Below are 23484 nucleotides of genomic sequence, written 5' to 3'. Positions count from 1 at the left end.
GTTACACCTCTGCCAAGTCGCCGTTGTTTTGTAGCCAAGAACGACGGTCATCTGCACGCTTTTTACCTAGCAGCATGTCCATCATTTCCATGGTCGCCGTAGAGTCGTCAATGGTTAACTGCACTAAGCGACGCGTGTTCGGATCCATGGTGGTTTCACGCAACTGAAGTGGGTTCATCTCACCCAGACCTTTGAATCGTTGCACGTTGATTTTGGCTTTCTTCTTCGACAAGCGCTCTAAAATGCCATCTTTTTCATCATCATCGAGGGCGTAGAACACTTCTTTCCCGCAGTCGATTCGATACAGAGGCGGCATCGCCACATAGATATGACCCGCTTCCACTAGTGCGCGGAAGTGACGAGTAAATAGAGCACAAAGCAGCGTTGCGATGTGAAGACCATCCGAGTCCGCATCGGCAAGGATACAGATCTTACCGTAACGAAGACTCTCGAGGTTGTCGCTATCTGGGTCAATACCCAAAGCAACAGAGATATCGTGTACTTCTTGAGACGCAAGAACTTGATCGGCAGAGACTTCCCACGTGTTCAAGATCTTACCACGCAGTGGCATCACGGCTTGGAATTCACGGTCACGTGCCTGTTTTGCCGAGCCACCCGCAGAGTCACCCTCCACAAAGAAGATTTCCGTGCGACTTAAGTCCTGTGCAGAACAGTCGGTCAACTTGCCTGGCAATGCCGGGCCGGATGCCACTTTCTTACGTACGACTTTTTTCGCCGCTCGCATACGACGGTGCGCGTTAGCGATACAGACTTCTGCCAATTGCTCTGCGAGCTGAGGCTTTTCGTTCAACCAAAGACTGAACGCATCTTTTACAACGCCAGAGACAAATGCCGCGGTTTGACGAGAAGAGAGACGTTCCTTGGTCTGGCCTGCAAATTGTGGATCTTGAATTTTAACCGACAGCACGTAAGAACAGCGGTCGAAAACGTCATCACCCGTTAGCTTCACACCACGAGGTAATAGATTACGGAACTCACAGAATTCGCGCATCGCTTCCAACAAGCCTTGGCGTAAACCATTAACGTGCGTACCACCTTGAGCGGTTGGGATCAGGTTAACGTAGCTTTCGGTGATCATCTCACCGCCTTCTGGCTGCCAAATTACCGCCCAGTTTGCCGCTTCAGTATCCGCCAAGAACTCACCAGTAAATGGTTCTTCAGGAATAACTGGATAGCCTTTTACACCTTCCGCAAGATAGTCTTTCAAACCATCTTCGTAGTACCACTTATAGTCTTTGTCATTAACTTTGTCGGTTAATGTGATTTCTAAGCCCGGACACAAAACCGCTTTTGCGCGCAGGTTGTTGACTAAGCGCGTCACAGAGAAGTTAGCCGAATCGAAGTACTTCGCATCAGGCCAGAAATGTACGCTGGTACCGCGATTGCGACGACCACATGTGCCAGTTACGGTCAGATCAGACACTTTCTCGCCGTGTTCAAATGCAATTTCATACACTTGACCATCACGACGAACTGTTACTTCAACGCGTTTTGACAACGCGTTTACTACAGATATACCTACCCCGTGCAAACCACCAGAGAATTGGTAGTTTTTGTTAGAGAACTTACCACCCGCATGTAGCTTACATAGAATTAGCTCTACGCCTGATACTTTCTCTTCTGGGTGGATATCAACAGGCATGCCTCGACCATCATCGATCACTTCGAGTGATTGGTCAGCATGTAGGATGACTTGTACTTTTGAGGCATGTCCGGCTAGCGCTTCATCGACACTGTTGTCGATAACTTCTTGGCCCAAATGGTTTGGGCGCGCTGTATCCGTATACATCCCTGGTCGGCGACGTACTGGCTCTAAGCCATTCAGTACTTCAATGGCACCAGCATTATATTGTTCAGTCATAATACGGAATTATTCTCAAAGTTTACTTGTTGCCTGAGTATCACCAATGGGCGTACCCATACTCAGGAAACGAAAAAGCCACCCTGTTCACATCACTAAGAGTTTGTAAACATGATGCATAACAAAGTAGCCAGGGTCCTCGACCCTTAAGATCTTTTGGCAAAACATAGTCGGAAAGCATACCGCCCATGTCAAGAAACGGTTGGATATATCAATAAAAACTATGAGCCTTTTCCAATCGCTTTCGAATTACAGTTCTAGAAATTCGATAATCTGTGCAGGATAACGCTCAAAGCCTACAAAACTGTGATCACCGCCTTGTTCTACTGTTTGCTTAGCGTCTGCAAACTTATCTACCGCTTGTCGATAGTCTAAAACCTCATCTTCTGTTTGTTGCAATAACCAAAAAGAATGTGGCGACGCGATGCTTTGTACATCAAGAGCTTTTAACTCGTCAATATGACAAGCTTCAAGTGTATAGGTTTCATGCGTATATGGGTTAGTTTGCTTACCCAAATAATCTACTAGCAACTCATAAGGCTTGACTGCGGGGTTGACCACTACCGCTTTAAACCCAAACTTGTCATTTAGCCACGTTGACATAAAACCGCCTAATGAGCTGCCCACTAGACCAATTTTATAGTCGTCTTTATATTGCTCGATAATATCCAACAACATTTTCGCCGCTTGCTGAGGATAACAAGGTAACTGGGGAACAATCACCTTAATATCAGGCCTATGTTGCTCGCAGTAGGCTCTCATCACATTCGCTTTCATGGAGAGTGGAGAGCTATTAAAGCCATGGATATAGAGAAGAAGTGAAGGTTTACTCATAGATATCTCGCACAAAAAAGCGAGCCCGAACAGAGAGCTCGGGCGCGTTAGTAGCCGTTAGAAGAGAAGTCTGGTTGGAACTGGCCATCAGGAAGCCGACCTACTTGGGTCGTAATATCGCCACAAGCGTGTAGTTGCAGCTCCCGCCAACCAGGCGAAGTGGTATCAAGGGCAAAATCATCCGAGTTAGGCTTAAACTGAACACAAGTTGAGGGTGTTGCCATCACTCGAATACCCTTGTGAAGCACATTCATATCTTGATGAACATGGCCACAGAGAATGCCTTTCACGTTATCAAAACGCTCGACAACCTGCCAAAACGCTTCGGCATCTTTTAAAGTATGTTGATCAAGCCACGCGCTTCCCACCAGTAACGGGTGATGATGCAACAAAACAAGTGTGTGTCTTTCTGGGTGTTCGGCTAGCTTTTCTTCGAGTAGCGTTAATTGCTGATCACTCAAGCGCCCATGAGGAACGCCAACAACTTGCGAGTCTAAAAGAATTAACTGCCAATGCTCGCCAAGCAACACATGCTCTGCGGCTTTGATTTGTGGCGAAGGCAAAACACTGCCCATATTAGGCTTGTAATCATGATTACCAGGTAGCCAAAAGCAGTCTTTCTCTAGCGGTTCAATGCCGTTGGCAAAGCGCTGATAAGATTCTGCACTATGGTCTTGGGAAATATCGCCCGTCGCCAAAATGTAATCAAACGCCACGTTGCGGCGTAAAACATCAGCAACAACAGCATTAAAGCTATCGACTGTTTTTACGCTTAGCAAACTTCCCTCATCGGCAGCAAACAGATGAGTATCCGTAATTTGTAAAAGTTTGATGCTGTCACTAGATGATTGCAAAATGAAAACCTGATTCGTCCACTATATCGTTATTTGTTATTTTCCTTTAGTGAAGTGACGATCAATTGAAGGCAAGTGGTGTTCTACTGATACCACTTCGTAAACAAAACGTCAGCCATTCACCGAGGAATGTGTTTAATTGATGCTTTTCATCTTTCTGCATCAGTTGGTCATTGGGATAATCATACTTAGCTTTTATGCGAGAGAACTCTCCGCTTGAGCATACTTCGGCTACTCTCGCATCATGATAAAGCCTGACAGACATCGTCGGTAAAGGAAACACTGGCGTTTCATCACTCTGACATATCTCAACAACTGTGGTGTATTTTGTGATTTCATTCACGGTCAATTGGTAAACCATGTTCGCCGCTTGGTAGCAACGTACATCCCCAACTTCGGCAGAAGCAGGCAATAAGGCGTTCAACTTAGCGTAGTTGGTCTCATACGTTCTCATAAGACCAGCTAAATCAACATGATATTGTTGTTTTTCAGCCAATTGTGCCATTACTCACTCTCCACCGTTTGGGATTGTCCCCATTCTGACTTTAACTCTTGATGGTGTAATTGCAGCCATTGCAACGCAATAATCGACGCACCATTTTCAAATTTCCCGTCCTTCACCCATTGATACGCCGTTTCACGACTCATGACATGAACTCGGATATCTTCATTCTCATAGTCTAAACCATGAATGCCGTGCGCTTTAGACGCATCCACTTCACCAACAAAGACGTCTAGCTTTTCCGAGCAACCACCAGCCGAAGGATAATAAGAAGTGACAGGTATAACGCGCCCCACCTGAATCCCCGCTTCTTCGACAGCCTCTCGACGAATTACGGCTTCAGCTGATTCATCGCGGTCAATCATACCGGCGACAATTTCTAGCTGCCAAGGGTGTTCATGTTCCAACGCGCCAATACGAATCTGTTCAATGATTACGACCTGGTCCGTCTTTGGATCATAAGGAAGCATCGCTGCTGCGTGACCACGCTCGAACATTTCTCGTTCGACAACTCCACTCCAACCACCAGCAAATAGCCTATGCTGAAAGCGGTATTTCACCATTTTGAAAAAACCTTCAAATAAGGTTTCTTTCGAGATGACTTTTACATCTCGCGAAGTAAAATCTTGTTGTTGTTTGTCACGCTGTTGCATTCAACACCTCTCTGAGTGAATCCTGTAGTTTACTCATTGTTATTCGCTTGCTCAAAGGACTTGGCTCAACTTTTTGTATAATAGTTACAAATTAATTTAAGTCTTTGCTAAAAATTTATTGCACAAGTGGATAATTACGTGTAAAAAAGTGCAAACTTTAGAGTAAATATCGTGCAAATTGAGTTAAACTACTGAGAATTAACCAATCTATGGACCGCGGGAATAGAAAATGAAAAAATTGCTTCCACTATTTATCAGTGCAGCGCTAGGTAGCATGAGTACGTCTGCGTTCGCAGACTCTTTGGCTGAAATCTACGACTTGGCAAAACAAAATGATCCACAATTGCTCAGTGTAGCAGCACAACGTGACCAAGCTTTCGAAGCAATCACCTCAAGCCGTAGTGCTCTATTACCACAAATTAACCTTACTGCGGGTTACAATTTAACTCGTGGTGATACTGAATACGATTCAAATCTAATTAGCGACGTATCAAACGATGGCAACGCACTAACCGCTGGCGTTAGCTTTTCACAAGCACTTTACAACCGCGCATCTTGGATCTCTCTAGATACTGCTGAGAAAAGTGCTCGCCAAGCAGACGCAACTTACGCAGCGACGCAACAGGCACTGATTCTTCGCGTGTCACAAGCGTATTTTGAAGTTCTACGCGCACAAGATAATCTTGTTTTCGTACGTGCAGAAAAAGCCGCGGTTGGCCGTCAACTTGAGCAAACTAAACAGCGTTTTGAAGTAGGTTTGTCTGCAATCACTGACGTGCATGACGCACAAGCTCAGTACGACCAAGTGCTAGCGGACGAAGTGTTGGCAGAAAACGCGCTCACTAATAGCTACGAGTCACTGCGTGAAATTACAGGCCAAGAGCACAAAGATCTCAACATTTTGGACACTGGCCGCTTCACTGCTAGCCCATCGACCGTACCTGCTGAATCGCTCATTGATGAAGCAAAAACCAAAAACCTGACCTTGCTATCTTCACGTATTCTTCAAGACATTGCGCGTGACAATATTTCACTAGCAAGCTCTGGCCACCTACCAACGCTCTCTCTAGACGGTGGTTACAACTACGGTGATACTTCTCATAGCTCTCGTGACAACACGACAGACAACTTCAATATTGGTGTGAACCTTGCAGTACCGCTATACACAGGTGGTAACGTAACCTCTCAAACCAAACAAGCTGAATACGCATACGTGGCAGCAAGCGAAGATCTTGAAGCACAGTACCGTAGCGTAGTCAAAGATGTTCGCGCACAAAACAACAACATTAACGCCTCTATCGGCGCATTACGTGCGTATGAGCAAGCGGTTATTTCTGCACGCTCTGCACTAGAAGCAACAGAAGCTGGCTTTGATGTAGGTACTCGTACTATCGTTGATGTACTGGACGCGACTCGTCGTCTATACGATGCGAACAAAAACCTATCGAACGCTCGTTACGACTACATTTTAAGTGTTCTTCAGCTACGCCAAGCAGTTGGTACGCTAAGCGAACAAGACATCTTGGACGTTGATGCAGGTTTGAAAGCGGCAAAATAACCGCTAACTGAATACTTCAGGTCTTAATAAATAAAAACGCCAGTTGAGTTATCAGCTGGCGTTTTTTATTACTTGTAGTTCAGAGCCTAAAAGTGTCTCTGAGCATCAAGTATCAAAAAGGCCGCACTTAGCGACCTTTATGAGCAAATAGCATTTCAATGCTAACAAACAGCAGGCTTAGCCCTTACCGCCTTTGATTGCATTAATGATCTCACTGGTCGAGCAGCCATCTTCAAAGTTCAATACACGAACTTCACCACCCGCCGCAATGACTTCTTTACCACCAGCAATCTCTTCTGGTTTGTAGTCACCGCCTTTTACTAGCAAGCTTGGTAGAACTTCTGAGATCAAACGCTGCGGCGTATCTTCACTAAATGGTACAACCCAATCCACAGCGCCCAAACCTGCCAACACCGCCATGCGGCGATCGGTTGGGTTTACCGGACGACCAGGGCCTTTAAGGCGTTTTACTGACTCATCGGTATTTACCGCAACGATTAGGCGATCGCCCAGTTCAGCAGCATGGTTTAAGTAAGACACATGCCCAGCGTGCAGAATATCAAAGCAGCCATTTGTCATAACGACTTTCTCGCCACGAGCTCGTGCTTTTTTCACCGCTTCGATCAGTGCTTTTTCTGAAATCACACCGTAATCCGTGTCTTGGCTGCCATGTACCGCTTCTGCTAATTCAATCTCAGAAAGCGTTGACGTGCCTAGTTTACCAACCACAACACCTGCCGCTGCGTTTGCTAATGCACACGCTTCTTCAAATGATTTGCCTGCGGCAACAGACGCTGCCAATACAGAGATAACCGTGTCGCCCGCACCTGTCACGTCGTACACTTCTTTCGCTTGAGTTGGAAGGTGGAACGGTTCCTGGCCACGACGAATCAAGGTCATTCCGTTTTCGCTGCGTGTCACTAAAAGCGCTTCAAATTCAAACTCTTCAACCAAAGCCAGTGCTTTCTCTACTAGCTCTTGGTCAGATTTCACTTTACCTACAACGTCTTCGAACTCTTTCATGTTTGGCGTAAGAAGTGTTGCGCCACGGTAGCGTTCAAAATCAGCACCTTTCGGGTCAATGAAAACCGGAATATTTGCTGCGCGCGCTTTTTGAATGTATGCCTGAACATGCTCTAACGAACCTTTTGCGTAGTCAGACATAATCACGGCTTTAACGTTTGGCAGTGCGGCATCCATACGCGATAGCACAGGCGCAGAATCTGTGTTTTCAAACTTGTCTTCGAAGTCGAGACGAATAAGCTGTTGTCCACGGCTCATTACGCGAAGCTTCGTAATCGTTGGGTAATCAGGCAGTGCAACGAAATCGCACTTCACATTGAGTGAGCTCAGCGTCTCCGTCAGCACTTTTGCAGGCTCATCTTCCCCAGTTAGACCAACAATGTGAGCATGGCCACCTAGTGATGCGATGTTCATCGCAACGTTCGCAGCACCACCAGGACGCTCTTCATTGTTTTCTACTTTTACAACAGGAACCGGCGCTTCAGGAGAAATGCGTCCGGTTGGGCCATACCAGTAACGATCTAGCATGACATCACCGATGATGAGCACACCAGCGCTGTTGTAATCAGGTAGAATTGGTTTCATTGTTGGTCTCCAAAAATTAAATCGAAGTGAGTTTATCACAGCCCTTATCGAGGCTAAATATATGGTCTTAACTGAACCACTGATTCCAAGCCTGTTTTACCCACTCCCTTTCGGCAACAAACTTATCTTCCACCACATCAGCGTCTAAATTAAGTAGATTTCGGCGGTGTATTTCGTTTCGCATTGTCGTGTAAGCACGTATCAACTGCATTGCTTGGTCTTCGTCCATAACATCTTGCGCAATGAGCGTTTCAAAGATGCGCACATTATCACACCAACGCGTCAATTTCGGCTTATCGTGACTATAGTTGAGCACTAGGTACTGAGCGAGAAATTCGATATCGGTAATCCCACCTACATCTTGCTTGAGCATAAAGCGGCCTGGCTTTTTCCCCCCAAGATGACCGCGCATTTTTTCTCTCATTTCGACAACGTCTTTTTTCAGTTCAGCTTGATCGCGTGCTTTGCACAACACATCATGCCGCGTATTGTGAAATGCAATTGCCAGTGGTTCATCACCATAAATCATGCGCGCGCGGACAAGTGCTTGATGTTCCCATGTCCACGCGTCTTGATGTTGGTAGTCGTCGAACGCGTCTGTTGGGCTAACCAACAAACCCGATGCACCGGACGGACGCAATCGGGTATCGACCTCGTATAAAATACCGGAAGCGGTGCGAGTGGAGAAAATATGAATGATACGCTGTGCTAAACGAAGGTAGAACTGACGACCATCAATCTCTTTCTTGCCGTCAGTGTAGACATTGACGGGGCAGTCATGCATGAAGACAATATCCAAATCGGAGTTATAGCCGAGCTCCCACCCTCCGACTTTACCATAGCCAATTACAGCAAAGCCTTTACCTTCACGATCTTTCACATGCGTTGGCTCGCCGTACTTTTCAGACACTTGCAACCAAGCCTGACTGATCACCGCATCAACGATAGCTTCCGCTAAATAAGTTAAATGGTCACTCACTTTCATCACTGGCAATGCGCCAGCAATATCTGCCGCTGCAATACGCAAAATACAAATTTGCTTAAACTGACGCAACGCTTCCATTTGCTGTTCCATATCATCTTCAGGAATACGCGCCAAATAATCACGTAGCTCTGTACGGTAACTGTCTAATGGAATGGGATTGTACAGCTGCGCAGGGTCGATCAACTCATCAAGCAAGATAGGATAACGAGACAGCTGCTCTGAAATCATTGGGCTTGCGGTACACAAACGTACGAGCTGCACCAGAGCCGCTGGATGCTCATCCAATAATTCCAAGTAAGTCGTGCGAGTGCAGATGTTGTGTAGCAAGTGAAGTACACGAGATAAACCAAACTGTGCATCAGGATGGGCAAAGACCGCATCAAACACTTTCGGCATCAAACGATTGAGCACTTCGCGTCCACGTGGGCCTAACGTTTTTTTGGCCAGATCGGTTTTAAAGTTGATGATGGTTTTCGCGCATGAAGCAAAGTCTTCAATCTGAATATCCTGCTGCAAGATATGCTCAAGAACGTCTTGTTTGTCGGCCATATCCCATAGCTCATGAAAATGACGAGCAACGGTAGTCCCCTCGTCTTCTTCATCATCACCAATTAGTGATTCAAAAACTTGGTGAACATTTGCCATATGCTGCTGGGTTTGCTCAATCAATTGCTCCCAACAGCTCATTTTCATCGCGGTGGCGAGCTTTAAGCGTTCGGTTTCGCAATCAGGCAGCGTCTGGGTTTGCTTATCCGCCATTGCTTGCAACAAGTTTTCTAATTGACGCAAGTACTTGTATGCAGCTTCTAGATCGCTGACTTCTTTTGGAGTAAGCAATGCCAGTTCTTCAATGCCTTGCAGCGTTTCCAACAGCCCTCGATTACGCAAAGAAGGCTCTCGACCACCTCGAATCAATTGAAAAACTTGAGCGATAAATTCAATTTCTCGGATGCCACCCGCACCTAGCTTAATGTTGTTATTCAACCCTCGGCGGCGAACCTCGCTACTGATCATCGACTTCATTCGTCGCAAAGATTGAATCGCACTGAAATCAATATAACGACGAAAAACAAAAGGGCGCAGCATTTGGCGTAGCTCTTGATACTGCGGGTACATCTCACATCCCATCACCCGAGCTTTGATCATCGCGTAACGTTCCCAATCTCGCCCCTGTTCTTGGTAATAATCTTCAAGTGCGGCATAGCTCATTACCAAGGGGCCACTTTCTCCAAATGGGCGAAGTCGCATGTCGACGCGGTAGCAAAAACCATCGAAGGTTTGTTGGTCGAGCGCTTTGATGATGCGTTGACCAAGACGAGTAAAGAACTGGGCATTGGCAATGCTGCGGCGTGCGCCTTGGGTTTCGCCATTCTCTGGATACGTGAAAATTAGATCAATATCGGAAGAAAAGTTTAACTCGCCACCACCCAGTTTCCCCATGCCGATAATTAACATCGGCTGCACTTCACCGTCCTCACTTGTTGGCGTGCCCCACTCCTGACAACACACTTGATATTGCCATTGATAGGTTTCAAAAATCATCGCTTCTGCCAACTCAGATAAGTGGCTTAAAGACGTCTCTAGCGACCATGCATGCGTGAAATCCTTCCACGCAATGTACACCATTTCTCGGTTGCGAAACTGACGCAACACGCGATGACCAGACATCTCATCAGGACATTGTTCCAACAGTTCAGCAAGACGCGAGCGGTAAGACTCCTGACGACTTGGCTGCGCTAACATACTTGGCAACTCACGGGCTAGGACTTCATCGCGATGAATGGCTTCGGTTATAAATTGGCTTAAGCCCGCCACATAACGAAATTGCTGCGCAACCTCATCGGGCCAAAGGGGAAAATAACCTGCGTCTTGGGCGTTTTGTACGGCAGATTCAGCGATAGAAATCAGTGGCGAAGGCAGCTGCATTTTTCTTCCTTGTTTGAAAAGCACGGTAACTCATTCTTTATACCAGACTGAAAGCAAATAAAAACGCCCACAAAAGGTTTGTGGGCGTTTTATCAAAAGTTCGGGATCGAATATTAAACTTGGAAAGATTTGATCTTCTTGTCTAGCTCACCTGCATTATTTTGCATCATTTCAGAGGTTTCTAGCAGCTCGGTAACGACAACAACTGAGGCTTCCACCAACTCACGTACATTGGTGAGGTTTTGGCTCATCTCTTCTGCAACACTGCTTTGCTGACCAGACGCCGTCGCGATCTGGAAGTTCATGTCATTGATTTGCGTCACTTGCCCAACAATACCATCGAGCTCAGATCCAGCATTAGAAACCAGCTCGTTTCCATCTGCCGCTTCCACAACGCTTTTTTCCATGAGTTCTACCGCAGATTCAGCACTGGTTTGCAGCTGTGCGATCATCTCTTGAATTTCTACCGTCGCTTGTTGTGTACGTTGGGCAAGGTTACGAACTTCATCTGCAACCACAGCAAAACCCCGCCCAGCCTCGCCAGCTCGCGCCGCTTCAATCGCCGCATTCAGTGCAAGCAGGTTGGTTTGCTCAGAAATGCCTTGAATCGTCCCTACAACGCTACCAATGGCTTCAACACGTTCTTCAACTTGGTTAACCGCTTGTGCCGATGAAGCGATATCCGACGAAAGTTCACTCATTTTCGCCATTGTACTTTGCAAGAACTGCTGACCAGAAATTGCTTGTGCGGAAGCTTGCTCTGTCAGAGAAGATGCCGTCTGGGCATGTTCCGCAACCGTTTGGACCGTCGACGACATTTCACTCATCGCCGTAGCAAGTTGATCAATTTCGTTAAACTCTTCTTGCGCCGATTCCTTTGTTTCCGACATGCTCAGCGTCATGACTTCGGTGAGCGTTGATAATTCATCAGACGCATTAATTTGCATTTGAATCACATCGTGCAATTGTCGACGTGTCTTTTCTAATTCACGTGCCACGTCTCCGTATTCATCTTTACAATCCATACCAAATGGAACAGAGAGGTTCTTGCTCGCCATCAGTTTGATCGCGTCGCTCAGATACTGTGTTTGACGCAACATCACTCTAGCCGCCGCTAATAAGAGCACGACAAAAACCACTATCAATAAGGCGGTTTGCCAAGCAACTTGCGTTAAGTATGCTTCATAATGCTGTTGGGCAACTTGCGCGTTTTGTGTCGCCGCTAAAAGTGAGTCGTAAAAAGTGTTTGCGTCCCACAGTTGTTTTGCCACGATCAGGACAGTACTGAAGACCATCAACATGACCATTTTAGGCACCAGTCGAATGTCGGATATGACCCTTTCCCATGGCTTAAATGCCAGCTTTTCCATTGTCAGTTCTCCACCGAGTCTTATATAGTCTTTATCTATAATCTTTATATTACTTATAGTTATGTTCGCGCTTTGCGTGGTTACGCGATTTATTTTGAGCTTCGTATGAAAAACAATGATATCAAAGACAGCACACGACCGATGGGCCTGTTGTCACTAATATTGTCTTTTATGGCACTATTTGTGATCTCTGGCTTGTTGTTTTTCCCGATCGATCACGAAACCCGTCAAGTTCTTATCGGTCTGGATTTCATAATCTGTAGTATTTTCCTACTACAGCTCACCATTGATTTGATCCGGTCCACAGATCGCTGGTTATTCCTTAAACGTCATTGGATAGATTTCGTGGCGAGCATCCCATTGATAGAGCCCCTGCGCTTTGCTCGTATTTTTCATATTATGCGAGTGGTATTAGTACTGCGTTCGTCAAAGTTCATTTTGCATCAGCTCAAAGAAAACCGCCGCGAAACCACGGTCGCCTCTATACTGCTATTGATGGTTATCCTCATAACGCTCGGTTCTAGTGCAATGCTGTTTATCGAAGCGAAAAACCCAGAAGCGAATATTCGCACTGGCGCCGATGCTTTGTGGTGGGTATTTGTAACGATCTCAACGGTTGGTTACGGCGATCATTATCCTGTGACCTCCATAGGAAAGTTTTTGGCTGTCATCATCATTGTTTGCGGGGTGGGTATCTTTGGTATGATCTCGGGTCTTATCACCTCTATCCTTACTGCCCCAACGAAACAACAGACACACAGTTCAATCAATAAAGAACGTATGCTCGAGCAGCTCCTAACCCAACAAGCGCAAATACTAGAACGACTCGATTTCATGGAAAAAGAGCTACAACAACGTAAAACAGAGACAAAAAAATAGGACCATGCGGTCCTATTTTTTTGTCGTTACCACCAGAACGATCATTCACGCCAATAAGGCTGTACTTCCATACTGATCGCTCGGGTTTGATCCATTGCATGCAAAATTGAGCGCTCTTGACGGTGCAACCAGCGTTCTAACTGCTCTTTTTCTGCGTCTTCCAGCATATCAACCAACGGGAGCAAGTGGTTCAGCATTAGCAGATCATCGATACCATGCACCAGATCCGCCCATGGTAAACGGAAGCTGTTACGCTCATCCGAGTTATACAAACTCGCGAAACCAATACCAGTATAGAGGTTACGCAATAAGCGATAACGCTGATCAACGTACTCTTGCGCCGTCAAATCGCGCTCTGCTGGGAAAGCTTCCATTAGCTCAGCCCAAGTGCGATCGAGCTGAGTAACTGAAAACGGCATGATGTTACTTGCCATTTTTTCACGTGCTTTTTCATCAAGAAATGGCTGCCAACCGCGCGCCAAGATCCAGCGGCTTAGATCCAGCAGTAACCCTGTGTAACGCGCGGAATTGAGCAACCCTAGCACTTCTTCACGGCTTGGCAACTCTTGTAACTGCTGAGTCAACTCAGATACTAAGAACTTACGCGCATCCAACTTGCGCAGCACATTGCCTTTGTCATCTAAAAGCTCTTCAAGGTGTGCATGCTCATCCAACCAACTCAGTTCTTCTTCCAACCATTTAAGCTCTTGGCGCAGAATCGCGCTCGCGCGACGAGGGACAATCCCGCCAAAAATAGTCAATGTTTGACGAATGAAACGAATGGCATTATTGATTTCACGCAGTGCTTCCACGCTGTCACGCTCAGCATAAATTTGCTCGTGATAATGCCAATGAGACAAAGCGTGCTCTAAAGAGTTGATCAAGCAAAATTCAACGGTATCCGTCGGACTACTGTCCACAAGTGCCAATGATTTTACTTCATCACCCGCATAACCACTTGCAAGTCGATAACCTTTCGCCGCTTTGCTCAAGTTACCCAAGCGCATACCGCCTTGCTCGCAAAAGCTGCGTGCCAGCGTGAATAAAGCTTCGGTTTGGCCTGACTTAAGTTCCAGTTCAACTTCGCAAATCGGCTCTTGCTTCTCTTCTTCGTCTTCACCTTTGGCTACAACTAAGCCTTGGTCAAAGGCAACTTCAATCTGACTGCCATCGGGCATGCCAATCAGCCATTGTTCACGTGTGAAGTTGGTCGAGAATAATGGCATAAGCTCGGATTGCAGCGTTTCTGCATCTTTACCTGGAGGCCAAATATCTAGAGGATGAAGCGACAGATTAGGCTCGTCGCTAGTGTGCTCAGCATTGTATTCTGGTCTTTGATGTAAGCCTGCGACGACGCGTCCTGCTGTCTTTACGGTTTGGACGAATACATCATCAAAACGGCGAATTCTTAAACCAATGTCGTGCTTTCGAAGCCATTTATCGGCAGTATCAAAATAGGTGTTACCCAAGTCACGACAACTATGCTGAAGTACTTTTGTCTCAGAAATTTTTTCTTTTAAAGTTTCTGAAAATTCAGGAGAAACAAAAAACTTCAGTTCTATTTCGGTTTCCATAGCTATACCTTTCAAAGCAGATAGAAACAGGATATTGCGTAATTTCTCACACGGCAAGAGAGAAATATCGCCGGAATGATGATCTAAAACAGTTTTAATGAGCGATTTAATGCGTTACCATGCGCGCCTTTATAGCCATCGTTCAACATTTCGCCAAGCACTCAGAAATGGTGTATGTTTTTTTAAGGTTATAGTTATTAGGTTGAATGACCATGCCAGTAAATACAATTATGGGGTTATTTGCAAAGTCCCCAATTAAGCCTTTGCAACGCCACGTTGTGTGTGTCAACGAATGTTGTTCACACTTGGTGAAATTCTTTGAAGTATCTTCAAAGGGTGATTGGGAAAAAGCAGCAGAAATCCGTGCACAAATTTCTCACCTAGAGAAAGAAGCGGATGTGCTGAAACGTGAAATCCGTCTAAAACTGCCTCGCGGTTTGTTCATGCCAGTCGACCGTACTGACATGCTTGAGCTTTTGACTCAACAGGACAAACTTGCAAACCTGGCAAAAGACATTGCTGGCCGTGTATATGGTCGTCAACTTGTCATCCCTGAGGCTCTCCAACCAAACTTCCTCGCTTACGTTCAACGTTGTCTTGATGCTGCCGATCAGGCGCAAAAGGTAATCAATGAACTTGATGAATTGCTAGAAACCGGCTTCAAAGGCCGTGAAGTGACGCTCGTCGCTGAAATGATTCATCAATTAGACGTTATCGAAGATGATACCGATGCCATGCAGATTGAACTTCGCCAACAGTTGATGGTGATTGAAGCTGACATGAACCCTATCGATGTCATGTTCCTATACAAGATTCTTGAATGGGTAGGTGGTATTGCCGACCAAGCGCAGCGCGTAGGTGCTCGTTTGGAAGTCATGCTATCTCGATCTTAAAACATAAAGTTAACGACATAACGAAGAGCATAATTAACACGTGTCATAGGGACGATGACTATTTTCATCGTCTTATGGTTTGGCGCGCGTAAAATTTTGTTCCGCTTGTTATAAAACAACTAGGTATTACGATGGATATCCTTGCGAACTACGGCACTGTCCTGATTATTGTTGCAGCGATTTTTGGTTTCATGATGGCGATTGGTATTGGCGCGAACGACGTTGCTAATGCGATGGGTACATCTGTAGGTTCAAAAGCGCTAACTGTAAAACAAGCTATCATCATTGCGATGATCTTCGAATTTGCAGGTGCTTACCTTGCAGGCGGTGAAGTAACCGACACTATCCGTAAAGGTGTAATCGAAACTTCTTTATTTGCTAGTCAACCAGATGTTCTTGTCTACGGCATGATGTCTGCGCTTTTAGCAGCAGGTACATGGCTGCTTCTTGCTTCTTACATGGGCTGGCCAGTATCAACGACTCACTCAATCATCGGTGCAATCATTGGTTTTGCATGCGTATCAGTAGGTACTGAAGCGGTTGACTGGGGCAGCGTTCAAGGCATTGTTGGTAGCTGGATTATTACGCCAGTGATTTCAGGTTTCTTTGCTTACGTTATCTTTGTCAGCGCACAGCGCCTGATTTTTGATACTGAGAACCCTCTGTTTAACGCGAAACGTTTTGTACCTGTTTACATGTTCATCACAACAATGGTGATTGCACTTGTAACCATCAAAAAAGGTCTAAAACACGTTGGTCTTCACCTGACCAATGGTGAAGCCTGGATGTGGGCAGCAGCAGTTTCAGCACTTGTGATGATTGGCGGCTACGTATACATCCAGAAAAAATTCGCTAATCGCGAAGAAGACCGCAGCTTTTCTGGCGTGGAAGGTATCTTCAGCGTTCTGATGGTTATCACCGCTTGTGCGATGGCATTTGCACACGGTTCAAACGACGTTGCAAACGCCATTGGTCCACTGTCTGCTGTCGTATCGACTGTTGAACACATGGGCGAAATCAGCACGAAAAGCACCATCGCTTGGTGGATTCTACCTCTTGGTGGTATTGGTATCGTGGTCGGTCTTGCAACACTAGGTCACAAAGTAATGGCAACCGTTGGTACAGGCATCACTGAGCTAACGCCTAGCCGCGGTTTTGCAGCACAGCTAGCAACAGCATGTACGGTAGTTCTAGCGTCTGGTACAGGCCTGCCAATTTCAACCACTCAAACATTGGTTGGTGCGGTTCTCGGTGTTGGCTTTGCTCGTGGTATCGCAGCACTGAACCTAGGCGTAGTTCGTAACATCGTGGCATCATGGATCGTTACACTACCAGCGGGTGCGTTATTGGCCGTAGTATTCTTCTACGGACTTCAAGCGATGTTCGCTTAAGACACTCGTCAATAGAATGTAAGCGCTTTGTCATTATTGACTCAAACGCACAGAAAGGGAGGCTTTGCCTCCCTTCTTTGTTGCACCGAAGTTTGAAACTGCATACTATTCGTCTATTTCCGGCTCCAATCATTCGGTGCCAACGCTGTCTCCAAGAAAAATCGTTAAGGGATTTACTGTGAAAAAACTAATCATCACGGTTTTGTTTACTTTGCTAGCAGCGCCAGCGGCCCTAGCAGCAGACCGTTATATTTCTGATGACCTCTTCACTTTTATGCACTCAGGTCCAAATAACACCTACCGTATTATTGGTAGTGTTAACGCCGGTTCTAAAGTACAACTGATTAAAACCAACCGAGATACTGGCTACACGCAAGTTCGTGATGACCGTGGTCGCACTGGTTGGGTACAAAGCAAGTTTGTGACAAACCAAGAGAGCATGGCAATTCGCCTTCCTCGCATTGAGAAAGAGCTAGCCGAAGTAAAAGAGCAGCTTGCTAATGCTCGTCAAACTTCTGATGCAGAGAAAGCAGGTCTTGTTACCTCTCTCGAAACACGTAACCAACAAATTTCAGATCTAGAAAATAAATACTCTGAGATCAGTGATCAGCTTACTTCTGTTGAAACAGAAAACCGCGAGCTACGCGCAAAGCTGGATACACAAAAAGATGACATGCTGCTTAAGTACTTCACTTATGGCGGCGGTGTTGCAGGTTTAGGTTTACTATTTGGTTTGATTCTTCCGCATGTCATGCCTCGTAGAAAGCGCTCTCCTGCGGGTTGGGCATAAACCCTTACGCTTTTATCTTTAAAAAGAACGCAAAAGCCAGTCGATATTGACTGGCTTTTTAGTTTGCTTCGTTTGATAGAAGTGAGTACTACTCCCCCATTGAACTAGAGGCTCGACGACGATCCGTTGCGCCATAAAGCTTGCCATCTTTTAGCTCAATTGCATTCAAACCGCTTACCACTGGAATAACGTGCACTGGGTAGCCAAGCTCCATAAACTCAGGCACCAACATTTCTGCGAACGTTTTCTTTTCCACCAGCAAACCAGTCGGGTCATAAGACTTGGTGCGGTCTATCTTAGTGCCATACTGGATGTTTGGTAAGTCAATAGCCTCTTGCGCTGATAAATTCCAATCCAGCACCCCAACCACGGTTTTGAGTACATACCCCGGGATTTGTGAACTACCTGGTGACCCAACCACCAAACGCAAGTTATCATCACTGTCCATCACCATTAATGGCGTAATAGCCGAACGTGGACGCTTGCCCGCTTCAATTGAGTTTTGCGTAGGCTTGCCGTTAACCGTTGGCTGAGGTGAGAAGTTAGCCATCTGCGCATTCAAGATAACGCCATCGACCATCACACCCGAGCCCATACCCGTTCCTACCGTGCTGGTCATCGCAATTGCATTTCCATCTCTATCGACGATAGAAATATGCCCTGTATCTTTGCTCTCGAAGCCTTGATATTGCGCATACTGAGTTTGCGTTATCTGTCCTGCTTTTGGATCCTCTTTTAAAGTGCCATTATCAGGGATTAAATCACGTCTCTGATCTAGATAGGCTTTAGACAACAACTGTTCAACTGGCGTTTCCACATAATCCGGATCTCCGGCATACGCAATACGATCGGCTTTTGCAATTCGCATCGCTTCAGTCATGAGACGCCAAGGTTCCACATCCGTTTTCGCCATATGGGCAATGTCATAGGGTGCGAGCAGTTCAAGACTCTGAGCGACCATCACACCGCCCGAAGCTGGGTAACCAAAAGAGACGATTTTATTCCCACGGTAGTCGCTCTCAATGATGTCACGCTGCTTCACTTGGTAATGTTTAAAATCTTCTAAAGACAACTTCTCGTGTTGGTCATCAATACGACTATTAACCGTCTCTACGATGTGCTGACCAAGCTCACCACCATAAAGGTAACGATCGCCTTGTTGCGCGATCTTCCTCAGCGTCTCAGCCATCTTAGGGTTCTTCATCAAGGTTCCCGTCGGCTTAATATCGTCCCCTTGCCAATACAAGGCTTTCACTTCCGGATCTTGCTCAAGTCGGCTTTGCTCTCTTACTACGATGTCGTAGGTGTAGCTGTTCATCGCGTACCCATTGCTCGCCAATGTAATCGCCGGCTTAATCAGCTCTGCCCATGGCAACTTGCCATATTGTTCATGAGTGGTGTAAAGCAACCGCAATGTGCCCGGAACCGCAACAGAACGAGGGCCTAATATTTCGTTGCGACTGAGTACTTCCCCATTCTCAACAAACATTTCAGGGTTCGCGCTAGAGGGCGCTTCATCTCGACCATCAAGGGCCAGAAATTTTTTCTCGTCATGTTGATAAAACAGCGCGAAAGTCCCGCCGCCAATTCCGGTCATATCTGGCTCAACGACAGACATCACCATCTGCATCGCGACCATAGCATCAACAGCATTACCGCCTTCTTTCAATATTGAGTAACCGGTACTGCTCACGTAAGGATTCGTCGCACTGACCATGAAATCTTGCCCGCGACTATCTGGTGTAACTGGGAATGGGTCTGGCTTTGCTGCATAGCTTGTCGATGCAACAATGCTTAAAGAAAAAATCAGAATACGCATGTGTCTCTGTTTAGACTCCTATTATGTGATGGGGTCTAACGTGGACCAAGTCATTACTCCGAAGTTCGTGAAGATGGTGTCTTTTTACACAACGCTGACTGGAATCGCGCTATCAATAGATGAATGATATTGGTGCTATTTAAACGACTGAGGAAAGCTATATTTTGCTTGTTTGAGTATCTAGAAATCATCACCAGAATAGATGCAAAAGATGCTCTGAAAAATAAAAAGCCAGCGATATGATTTCGCTGGCTTGATGTGTTTCTACAAGAGTTACCCTTTCCACTCATACAACGCTGGTATACGAATTTGCTCACCTTGGAACTCAACAATCACAGCTTGCGGTTGTATTTCTCTTAGAGTGACCTGATCATCAACGACATCCCCCTGATGATACTCAACATTGTTAATTTTCACCCAACGGCGATTTTCATCACTAGCGTACATATGGGTTTGCAAATTAAGCGCAGGTAGACGCCCTTGCCACTGGTGAGCGTTGCGCTCTAAATCGTTCACGCGTGCCGTTTGTGATGACGAATTGTCATCATCTCGGGATAAGGCATTTTCGACCTTCCTAGCTAAATCTGGAGATAATGAGGATAAATCCAGATCATCCAAAGACAACCCGAGGTCCTCTTCAGCAGCAGAAGTCGTTTGGGTTGATGCTGAGTCGCGTGTTTCATCTCTGCTTGGTGTATGGCTCGTGTATTCATCGGGGGTGGTAAATGTACCAAAATCACGCGATAGCTCTGCACTTGGCCACTCTCTTGGCAATTGGGCCAACTGGGTGTTCTCTGGATAGTCTAATACTTTGAAAGGTGATACCACTTCGACCTTTTCTATCGGGGACGTTGTATCTACTTCAACACTCGGTGCAAAGAGATCTAAGTACCAAGCGACTCCGATAGCAGAAGCAGTGATTGGCAGCAAGAAGAGACCTATATGTTTCACAGCTGACATTATGCGTCCTCCTTCTCTATTCTCGCCAGTTGAGGCGCATCTGGCTGAACATTTTGCTGAAGTCGGTCTAGCGTTCGCTTACCTGCAATACCATCGACACCAATTCCTTGCCAACGTTGAAATAACTCGACTCGCTCTTTCATCGCACCATCAAAAATAGACGTTTCAAGCAGTGGCTCACTCACCGCTTCTGCTAATAATCGGTCTAATACTTCAATCGCAGGGCCTTCCATGTCTAAACGTAATGTTTCATTCAGCGGAGCATGCCGCAGTTCGATAATATTGCCCTGCCACAACGGCTTTAGCCACGAAACTGGCAGACGCAGACGCTGCTTGCCATTGAGCACTTCAGCTTGGTCATTACCGACGGCATATAGAATGACATACCCAACATCACCTTGATAATTCAACTCCAAGATCACAGGGCGATTTTGTTGCATCAACAGCGGCCAAGTCGCCATTTTACGCTCACAACGCATAGTCGACTGCGGTTCTGACAAACAAAGATTATCGCGAACCGATGCTTGATACCCCCACAAACGATACAAATCATTTACAGCGAGGTTCGACTGTTTTTGTGTTAACAATAAATCACGCTGCTCATCCGTTAACTGTTGGCTTACGACGGTTGGTGTTGGCTCTACTCTTGGCTCCGTCACTTGTGTCAACACTGACGTCGCTTGAGCTGGCATATAATTCACGACCGCCCACCCCGTACTTAATGCAGCAATAAGGCCTACCGTGACAGAGCCCCAAGCAGGCCAACGGAAAGTCCGGCGCTCTTTTTTATCTTGCTGATAAATATCTGCCTGAAACTGCATCACCTCTTCACAGGCCTGCTGAACGGTTTGCTTATCCACCACCACATTACCCTGGTGATAACTAATGTTGAGGGATTTGTCACAGATAAGGTTGATGAGCCGCGGTATACCGTGACTGTATTTGGCTATAAGTTTACAAGAAGCACGATTAAACAGTTGCTGGTCGCCACCTGCTGTATGTAGTCGAAATGCGATGTAATCTTCTGTCTCTTTTTCATCCAACGGCAACAGGTGATAACGCCCGGTAATACGCTGGGCAAGTTGGCGTAGTTGTGTTGTTTGTAATAACCGCTGCAATTCAGGCTGCCCGACCAACAACACTTTGAGCAATTTTCTGGTATCGGTTTCCAAGTTGGTCAACAAGCGCAACTGCTCTAGAACGTCGGCAGCAAGGTGTTGAGCCTCATCAATGACCAGCAATGTCTGCCAGCCTGAACGATAATTACGCAGCAAATATTGATGGATAACCTGGTTTAGCTGTTTGAGGTTTGCATCTGGCGGATAGGTGATTTTGAACTCATCGCAAATGGCTTCGAGCAAGTCTCTACTCGAAAACGTGGGATTGAGAATAAGACCCGCTTTGGTGTTATCACCCAAATTCGCCAGCATCGCTTTTGCGACGGTCGTTTTGCCTGTACCTACTTCGCCAGTAAGCATAGCAAAGCCACCGCCATCGCCTAGCCCAGCTTGGAGATGTGTGATTGCCTCTTTGTGACGTTGGCTTAAATACAAATAACGTGAGTTTGGAACAATCGAAAATGGTTGTTCGACAAACCCAAAAAAGTCCTTATACATTAGGCTCTCCAGCTAAAAAACCACCTGGGAATAGTCAGACATGGTATAAACGCTCTTCTTCTATTCTTAGGAGTAAAGAAAAGTACCATTGCTTGCTACAATGTCCAACGGCATATCCATAAATTAAGAGGTAATTCGTGCAAGTTTATTTAGTAGGTGGCGCAGTTCGAGATAAATTGCTCGGAATTGATAGTTATGACAACGACTGGGTGGTCGTAGGCGCGACGCCCGAGATGATGCTGTCCCAAGGATACACCGCCGTTGGTAAAGACTTTCCTGTATTTCTGCATCCCAAAAGTAAAGAAGAATATGCCCTTGCACGAACAGAGAGAAAGTCAGGTTCTGGTTACACTGGTTTTGAATGTTTCTTCGATCAAAACGTCACCTTAGAAGAAGATTTGATACGTCGTGATTTAACCATTAACGCGATGGCAATGGAGAGTGATGGCACGATCCATGACCCATATGGTGGCCAGCAAGATCTCAACGATAAACTGCTACGCCATGTATCAGACGCCTTTATTGAAGACCCTCTACGCGTTTTACGTGTCGCTCGCTTCGCAGCGAAGCTTGCTGATCTAAACTTTACGGTTGCCGACGAAACCATGCGGTTAATGCGTCACATGGCAGAGTCCGGAGAGCTGAGCACACTGACTCCCGAGCGTGTTTGGCAAGAATGGCATAAATCTCTCTCTACTCCTCGCCCTGATATTTTCTTATCGGTTCTACGAGACTGTGGTGCATTAACCGTGGTGTTACCTGAAATTGATGCACTATTTGGCGTACCTCAACCTGAGAAGTGGCATCCAGAAATTGATACTGGCATCCATACTTTGATGGTGGCAGAGCAAGCCGCAAAATTGAGTAACTCACTCCCCGTCAGGTTTGCCGCCCAAGTGCATGACTTGGGTAAGGGCGTGACGCCAGAGAGCGAATGGCCAAGCCACAAAATGCATTGCCATACAGGATTAAAACTGATCAAAAAGCTGTGCGAACGTGTCCGGGTACCAAATGAGTTTCGTGATTTAGCCTTGATGGTGTGCGAACAGCACTCCAATATTCATCGCGCGGCTGAACTTAAACCACAAACCATAATTAAAATACTCAATAAGCTCGATGTGTGGCGTAAGTCCGAACGTCTGCAAGATATCTTGCTTTGCTGCCAAGCGGATCACGCTGGTCGTAAAGGACTGGAAACGCAACCATATCCACAGGCGGATATTTTTAGGCAAGCCTACCAAGCAGCAGCGGCAGTTGACGTTCAAATCATAATCAAAGAGGGCTTTAAAGGCCCTGCGATTCGTGACGAGCAAGAAAAACGACGTATTGAAGCAGTGAAAGCAGCACTTAAGAAGTAACGAACAAACAAAAACGCCCGCGGATTTCGCGG

The 23484-nt window shown here is 46.2% G+C and carries 18 protein-coding genes; 6 read left to right on the top strand and 12 right to left on the bottom strand.

Annotated features, from left to right (window positions below):
* Nucleotide 1: 1 nt before the first annotated feature.
* The 5 genes from parE to nudF form a co-directional block, all read right to left on the bottom strand.
* Complete coding sequence (gene parE, locus KJB35_RS11965) at nucleotides 2–1882, bottom strand: DNA topoisomerase IV subunit B (RefSeq protein ID WP_005379872.1); 1881 nt, start codon at nucleotides 1880–1882, stop codon at nucleotides 2–4.
* 249 nt (nucleotides 1883–2131) lie between these two features.
* Complete coding sequence (gene yqiA / locus KJB35_RS11960) at nucleotides 2132–2716, bottom strand: esterase YqiA (RefSeq protein WP_017820245.1); 585 nt, start codon at nucleotides 2714–2716, stop codon at nucleotides 2132–2134.
* A 47-nt stretch (nucleotides 2717–2763) separates the two neighbouring features.
* Nucleotides 2764–3570, bottom strand: coding sequence for a 3',5'-cyclic-AMP phosphodiesterase (gene cpdA, locus KJB35_RS11955; protein WP_005387419.1), 807 nt, complete (start codon nucleotides 3568–3570; stop codon nucleotides 2764–2766).
* Between the two features lie 61 nt (nucleotides 3571–3631).
* The gene (locus tag KJB35_RS11950; RefSeq protein WP_017633603.1) at nucleotides 3632–4075 is read right to left on the bottom strand and encodes a DUF1249 family protein; all 444 of its coding nucleotides are present in this window, start codon (nucleotides 4073–4075) and stop codon (nucleotides 3632–3634) included.
* Nucleotides 4075–4725: an ADP-ribose diphosphatase gene (gene nudF / locus KJB35_RS11945; RefSeq protein WP_025768397.1), complete on the bottom strand. Its 651-nt coding sequence runs from the start codon at nucleotides 4723–4725 to the stop codon at nucleotides 4075–4077. The genes KJB35_RS11950 and nudF overlap by 1 nt, the downstream gene beginning before the upstream one ends.
* Before the next feature lie 229 nt (nucleotides 4726–4954).
* On the opposite strand from nudF, the gene tolC reads away from it, so the two are divergent.
* Complete coding sequence (gene tolC / locus KJB35_RS11940; protein WP_005379884.1) at nucleotides 4955–6283, top strand: outer membrane channel protein TolC; 1329 nt, start codon at nucleotides 4955–4957, stop codon at nucleotides 6281–6283.
* Between the two features lie 177 nt (nucleotides 6284–6460).
* On the opposite strand, the gene hldE is transcribed toward tolC, so the two are convergent.
* The 3 genes from hldE to KJB35_RS11925 all read right to left on the bottom strand — a co-directional run bounded on the left by hldE (nucleotide 6461) and on the right by KJB35_RS11925 (nucleotide 12172).
* Nucleotides 6461–7891, bottom strand: a complete 1431-nt coding sequence (gene hldE, locus KJB35_RS11935; RefSeq protein ID WP_017633601.1) for a bifunctional D-glycero-beta-D-manno-heptose-7-phosphate kinase/D-glycero-beta-D-manno-heptose 1-phosphate adenylyltransferase HldE — start codon at nucleotides 7889–7891, stop codon at nucleotides 6461–6463.
* 67 nt (nucleotides 7892–7958) lie between these two features.
* Nucleotides 7959–10802 (bottom strand): bifunctional [glutamate--ammonia ligase]-adenylyl-L-tyrosine phosphorylase/[glutamate--ammonia-ligase] adenylyltransferase, encoded by a 2844-nt coding sequence (glnE, locus tag KJB35_RS11930; protein ID WP_213908107.1) that lies wholly within the window; start codon nucleotides 10800–10802, stop codon nucleotides 7959–7961.
* Between the two features lie 113 nt (nucleotides 10803–10915).
* Complete coding sequence (locus KJB35_RS11925; RefSeq protein ID WP_005379890.1) at nucleotides 10916–12172, bottom strand: methyl-accepting chemotaxis protein; 1257 nt, start codon at nucleotides 12170–12172, stop codon at nucleotides 10916–10918.
* Between the two features lie 105 nt (nucleotides 12173–12277).
* Between KJB35_RS11925 and KJB35_RS11920 the strand changes: the two genes are divergently transcribed.
* On the top strand, nucleotides 12278–13051 hold the full coding sequence (locus KJB35_RS11920; RefSeq protein WP_025768395.1) for a potassium channel family protein: 774 nt from the start codon (nucleotides 12278–12280) through the stop codon (nucleotides 13049–13051).
* A 41-nt stretch (nucleotides 13052–13092) separates the two neighbouring features.
* On the opposite strand, the gene KJB35_RS11915 is transcribed toward KJB35_RS11920, so the two are convergent.
* A complete protein-coding gene (locus KJB35_RS11915; RefSeq protein ID WP_158159554.1) occupies nucleotides 13093–14625 on the bottom strand; it encodes an inorganic triphosphatase in 1533 nt (510 codons plus the stop codon).
* A 212-nt stretch (nucleotides 14626–14837) separates the two neighbouring features.
* Between KJB35_RS11915 and KJB35_RS11910 the strand changes: the two genes are divergently transcribed.
* The 3 genes from KJB35_RS11910 (at nucleotide 14838) to KJB35_RS11900 (ending at nucleotide 17699) form a co-directional block, all read left to right on the top strand.
* The gene (locus tag KJB35_RS11910; RefSeq protein WP_005379896.1) at nucleotides 14838–15518 is read left to right on the top strand and encodes a TIGR00153 family protein; all 681 of its coding nucleotides are present in this window, start codon (nucleotides 14838–14840) and stop codon (nucleotides 15516–15518) included.
* A gap of 131 nt (nucleotides 15519–15649) precedes the next feature.
* Nucleotides 15650–16909: an inorganic phosphate transporter gene (locus KJB35_RS11905; protein WP_005379898.1), complete on the top strand. Its 1260-nt coding sequence runs from the start codon at nucleotides 15650–15652 to the stop codon at nucleotides 16907–16909.
* Nucleotides 16910–17087: 178 nt separating this feature from the next.
* Nucleotides 17088–17699, top strand: a complete 612-nt coding sequence (locus KJB35_RS11900) for a TIGR04211 family SH3 domain-containing protein (protein WP_005379900.1) — start codon at nucleotides 17088–17090, stop codon at nucleotides 17697–17699.
* 88 nt (nucleotides 17700–17787) lie between these two features.
* On the opposite strand, the gene ggt is transcribed toward KJB35_RS11900, so the two are convergent.
* The 3 genes from ggt to KJB35_RS11885 all read right to left on the bottom strand — a co-directional run bounded on the left by ggt (nucleotide 17788) and on the right by KJB35_RS11885 (nucleotide 22094).
* Nucleotides 17788–19518 (bottom strand): gamma-glutamyltransferase, encoded by a 1731-nt coding sequence (ggt, locus tag KJB35_RS11895; RefSeq protein ID WP_025768393.1) that lies wholly within the window; start codon nucleotides 19516–19518, stop codon nucleotides 17788–17790.
* A gap of 273 nt (nucleotides 19519–19791) precedes the next feature.
* On the bottom strand, nucleotides 19792–20478 hold the full coding sequence (locus KJB35_RS11890; protein WP_005379904.1) for a general secretion pathway protein GspB: 687 nt from the start codon (nucleotides 20476–20478) through the stop codon (nucleotides 19792–19794).
* Entirely contained in the window at nucleotides 20478–22094 is a 1617-nt protein-coding gene (locus tag KJB35_RS11885) for an ExeA family protein (RefSeq protein ID WP_025768392.1), read from the bottom strand. Before KJB35_RS11885 ends, KJB35_RS11890 begins: the two co-directional genes overlap by 1 nt.
* Nucleotides 22095–22231: 137 nt before the next feature.
* Here KJB35_RS11885 and KJB35_RS11880 point away from each other — a divergent pair, with 137 nt between their 5' ends.
* Nucleotides 22232–23452: a multifunctional CCA addition/repair protein gene (locus KJB35_RS11880; protein WP_053306866.1), complete on the top strand. Its 1221-nt coding sequence runs from the start codon at nucleotides 22232–22234 to the stop codon at nucleotides 23450–23452.
* The last annotated feature ends 32 nt before the right edge of the window (nucleotides 23453–23484 follow it).

The sequence above is a fragment of the Vibrio sp. D431a genome, from assembly GCF_030248655.1.
Lineage (GTDB): Bacteria > Pseudomonadota > Gammaproteobacteria > Enterobacterales > Vibrionaceae > Vibrio > Vibrio alginolyticus.
The sequence above is the reverse complement of the archived record's forward strand: the minus strand, read 5'-3'. Positions and strand labels throughout refer to the sequence as shown.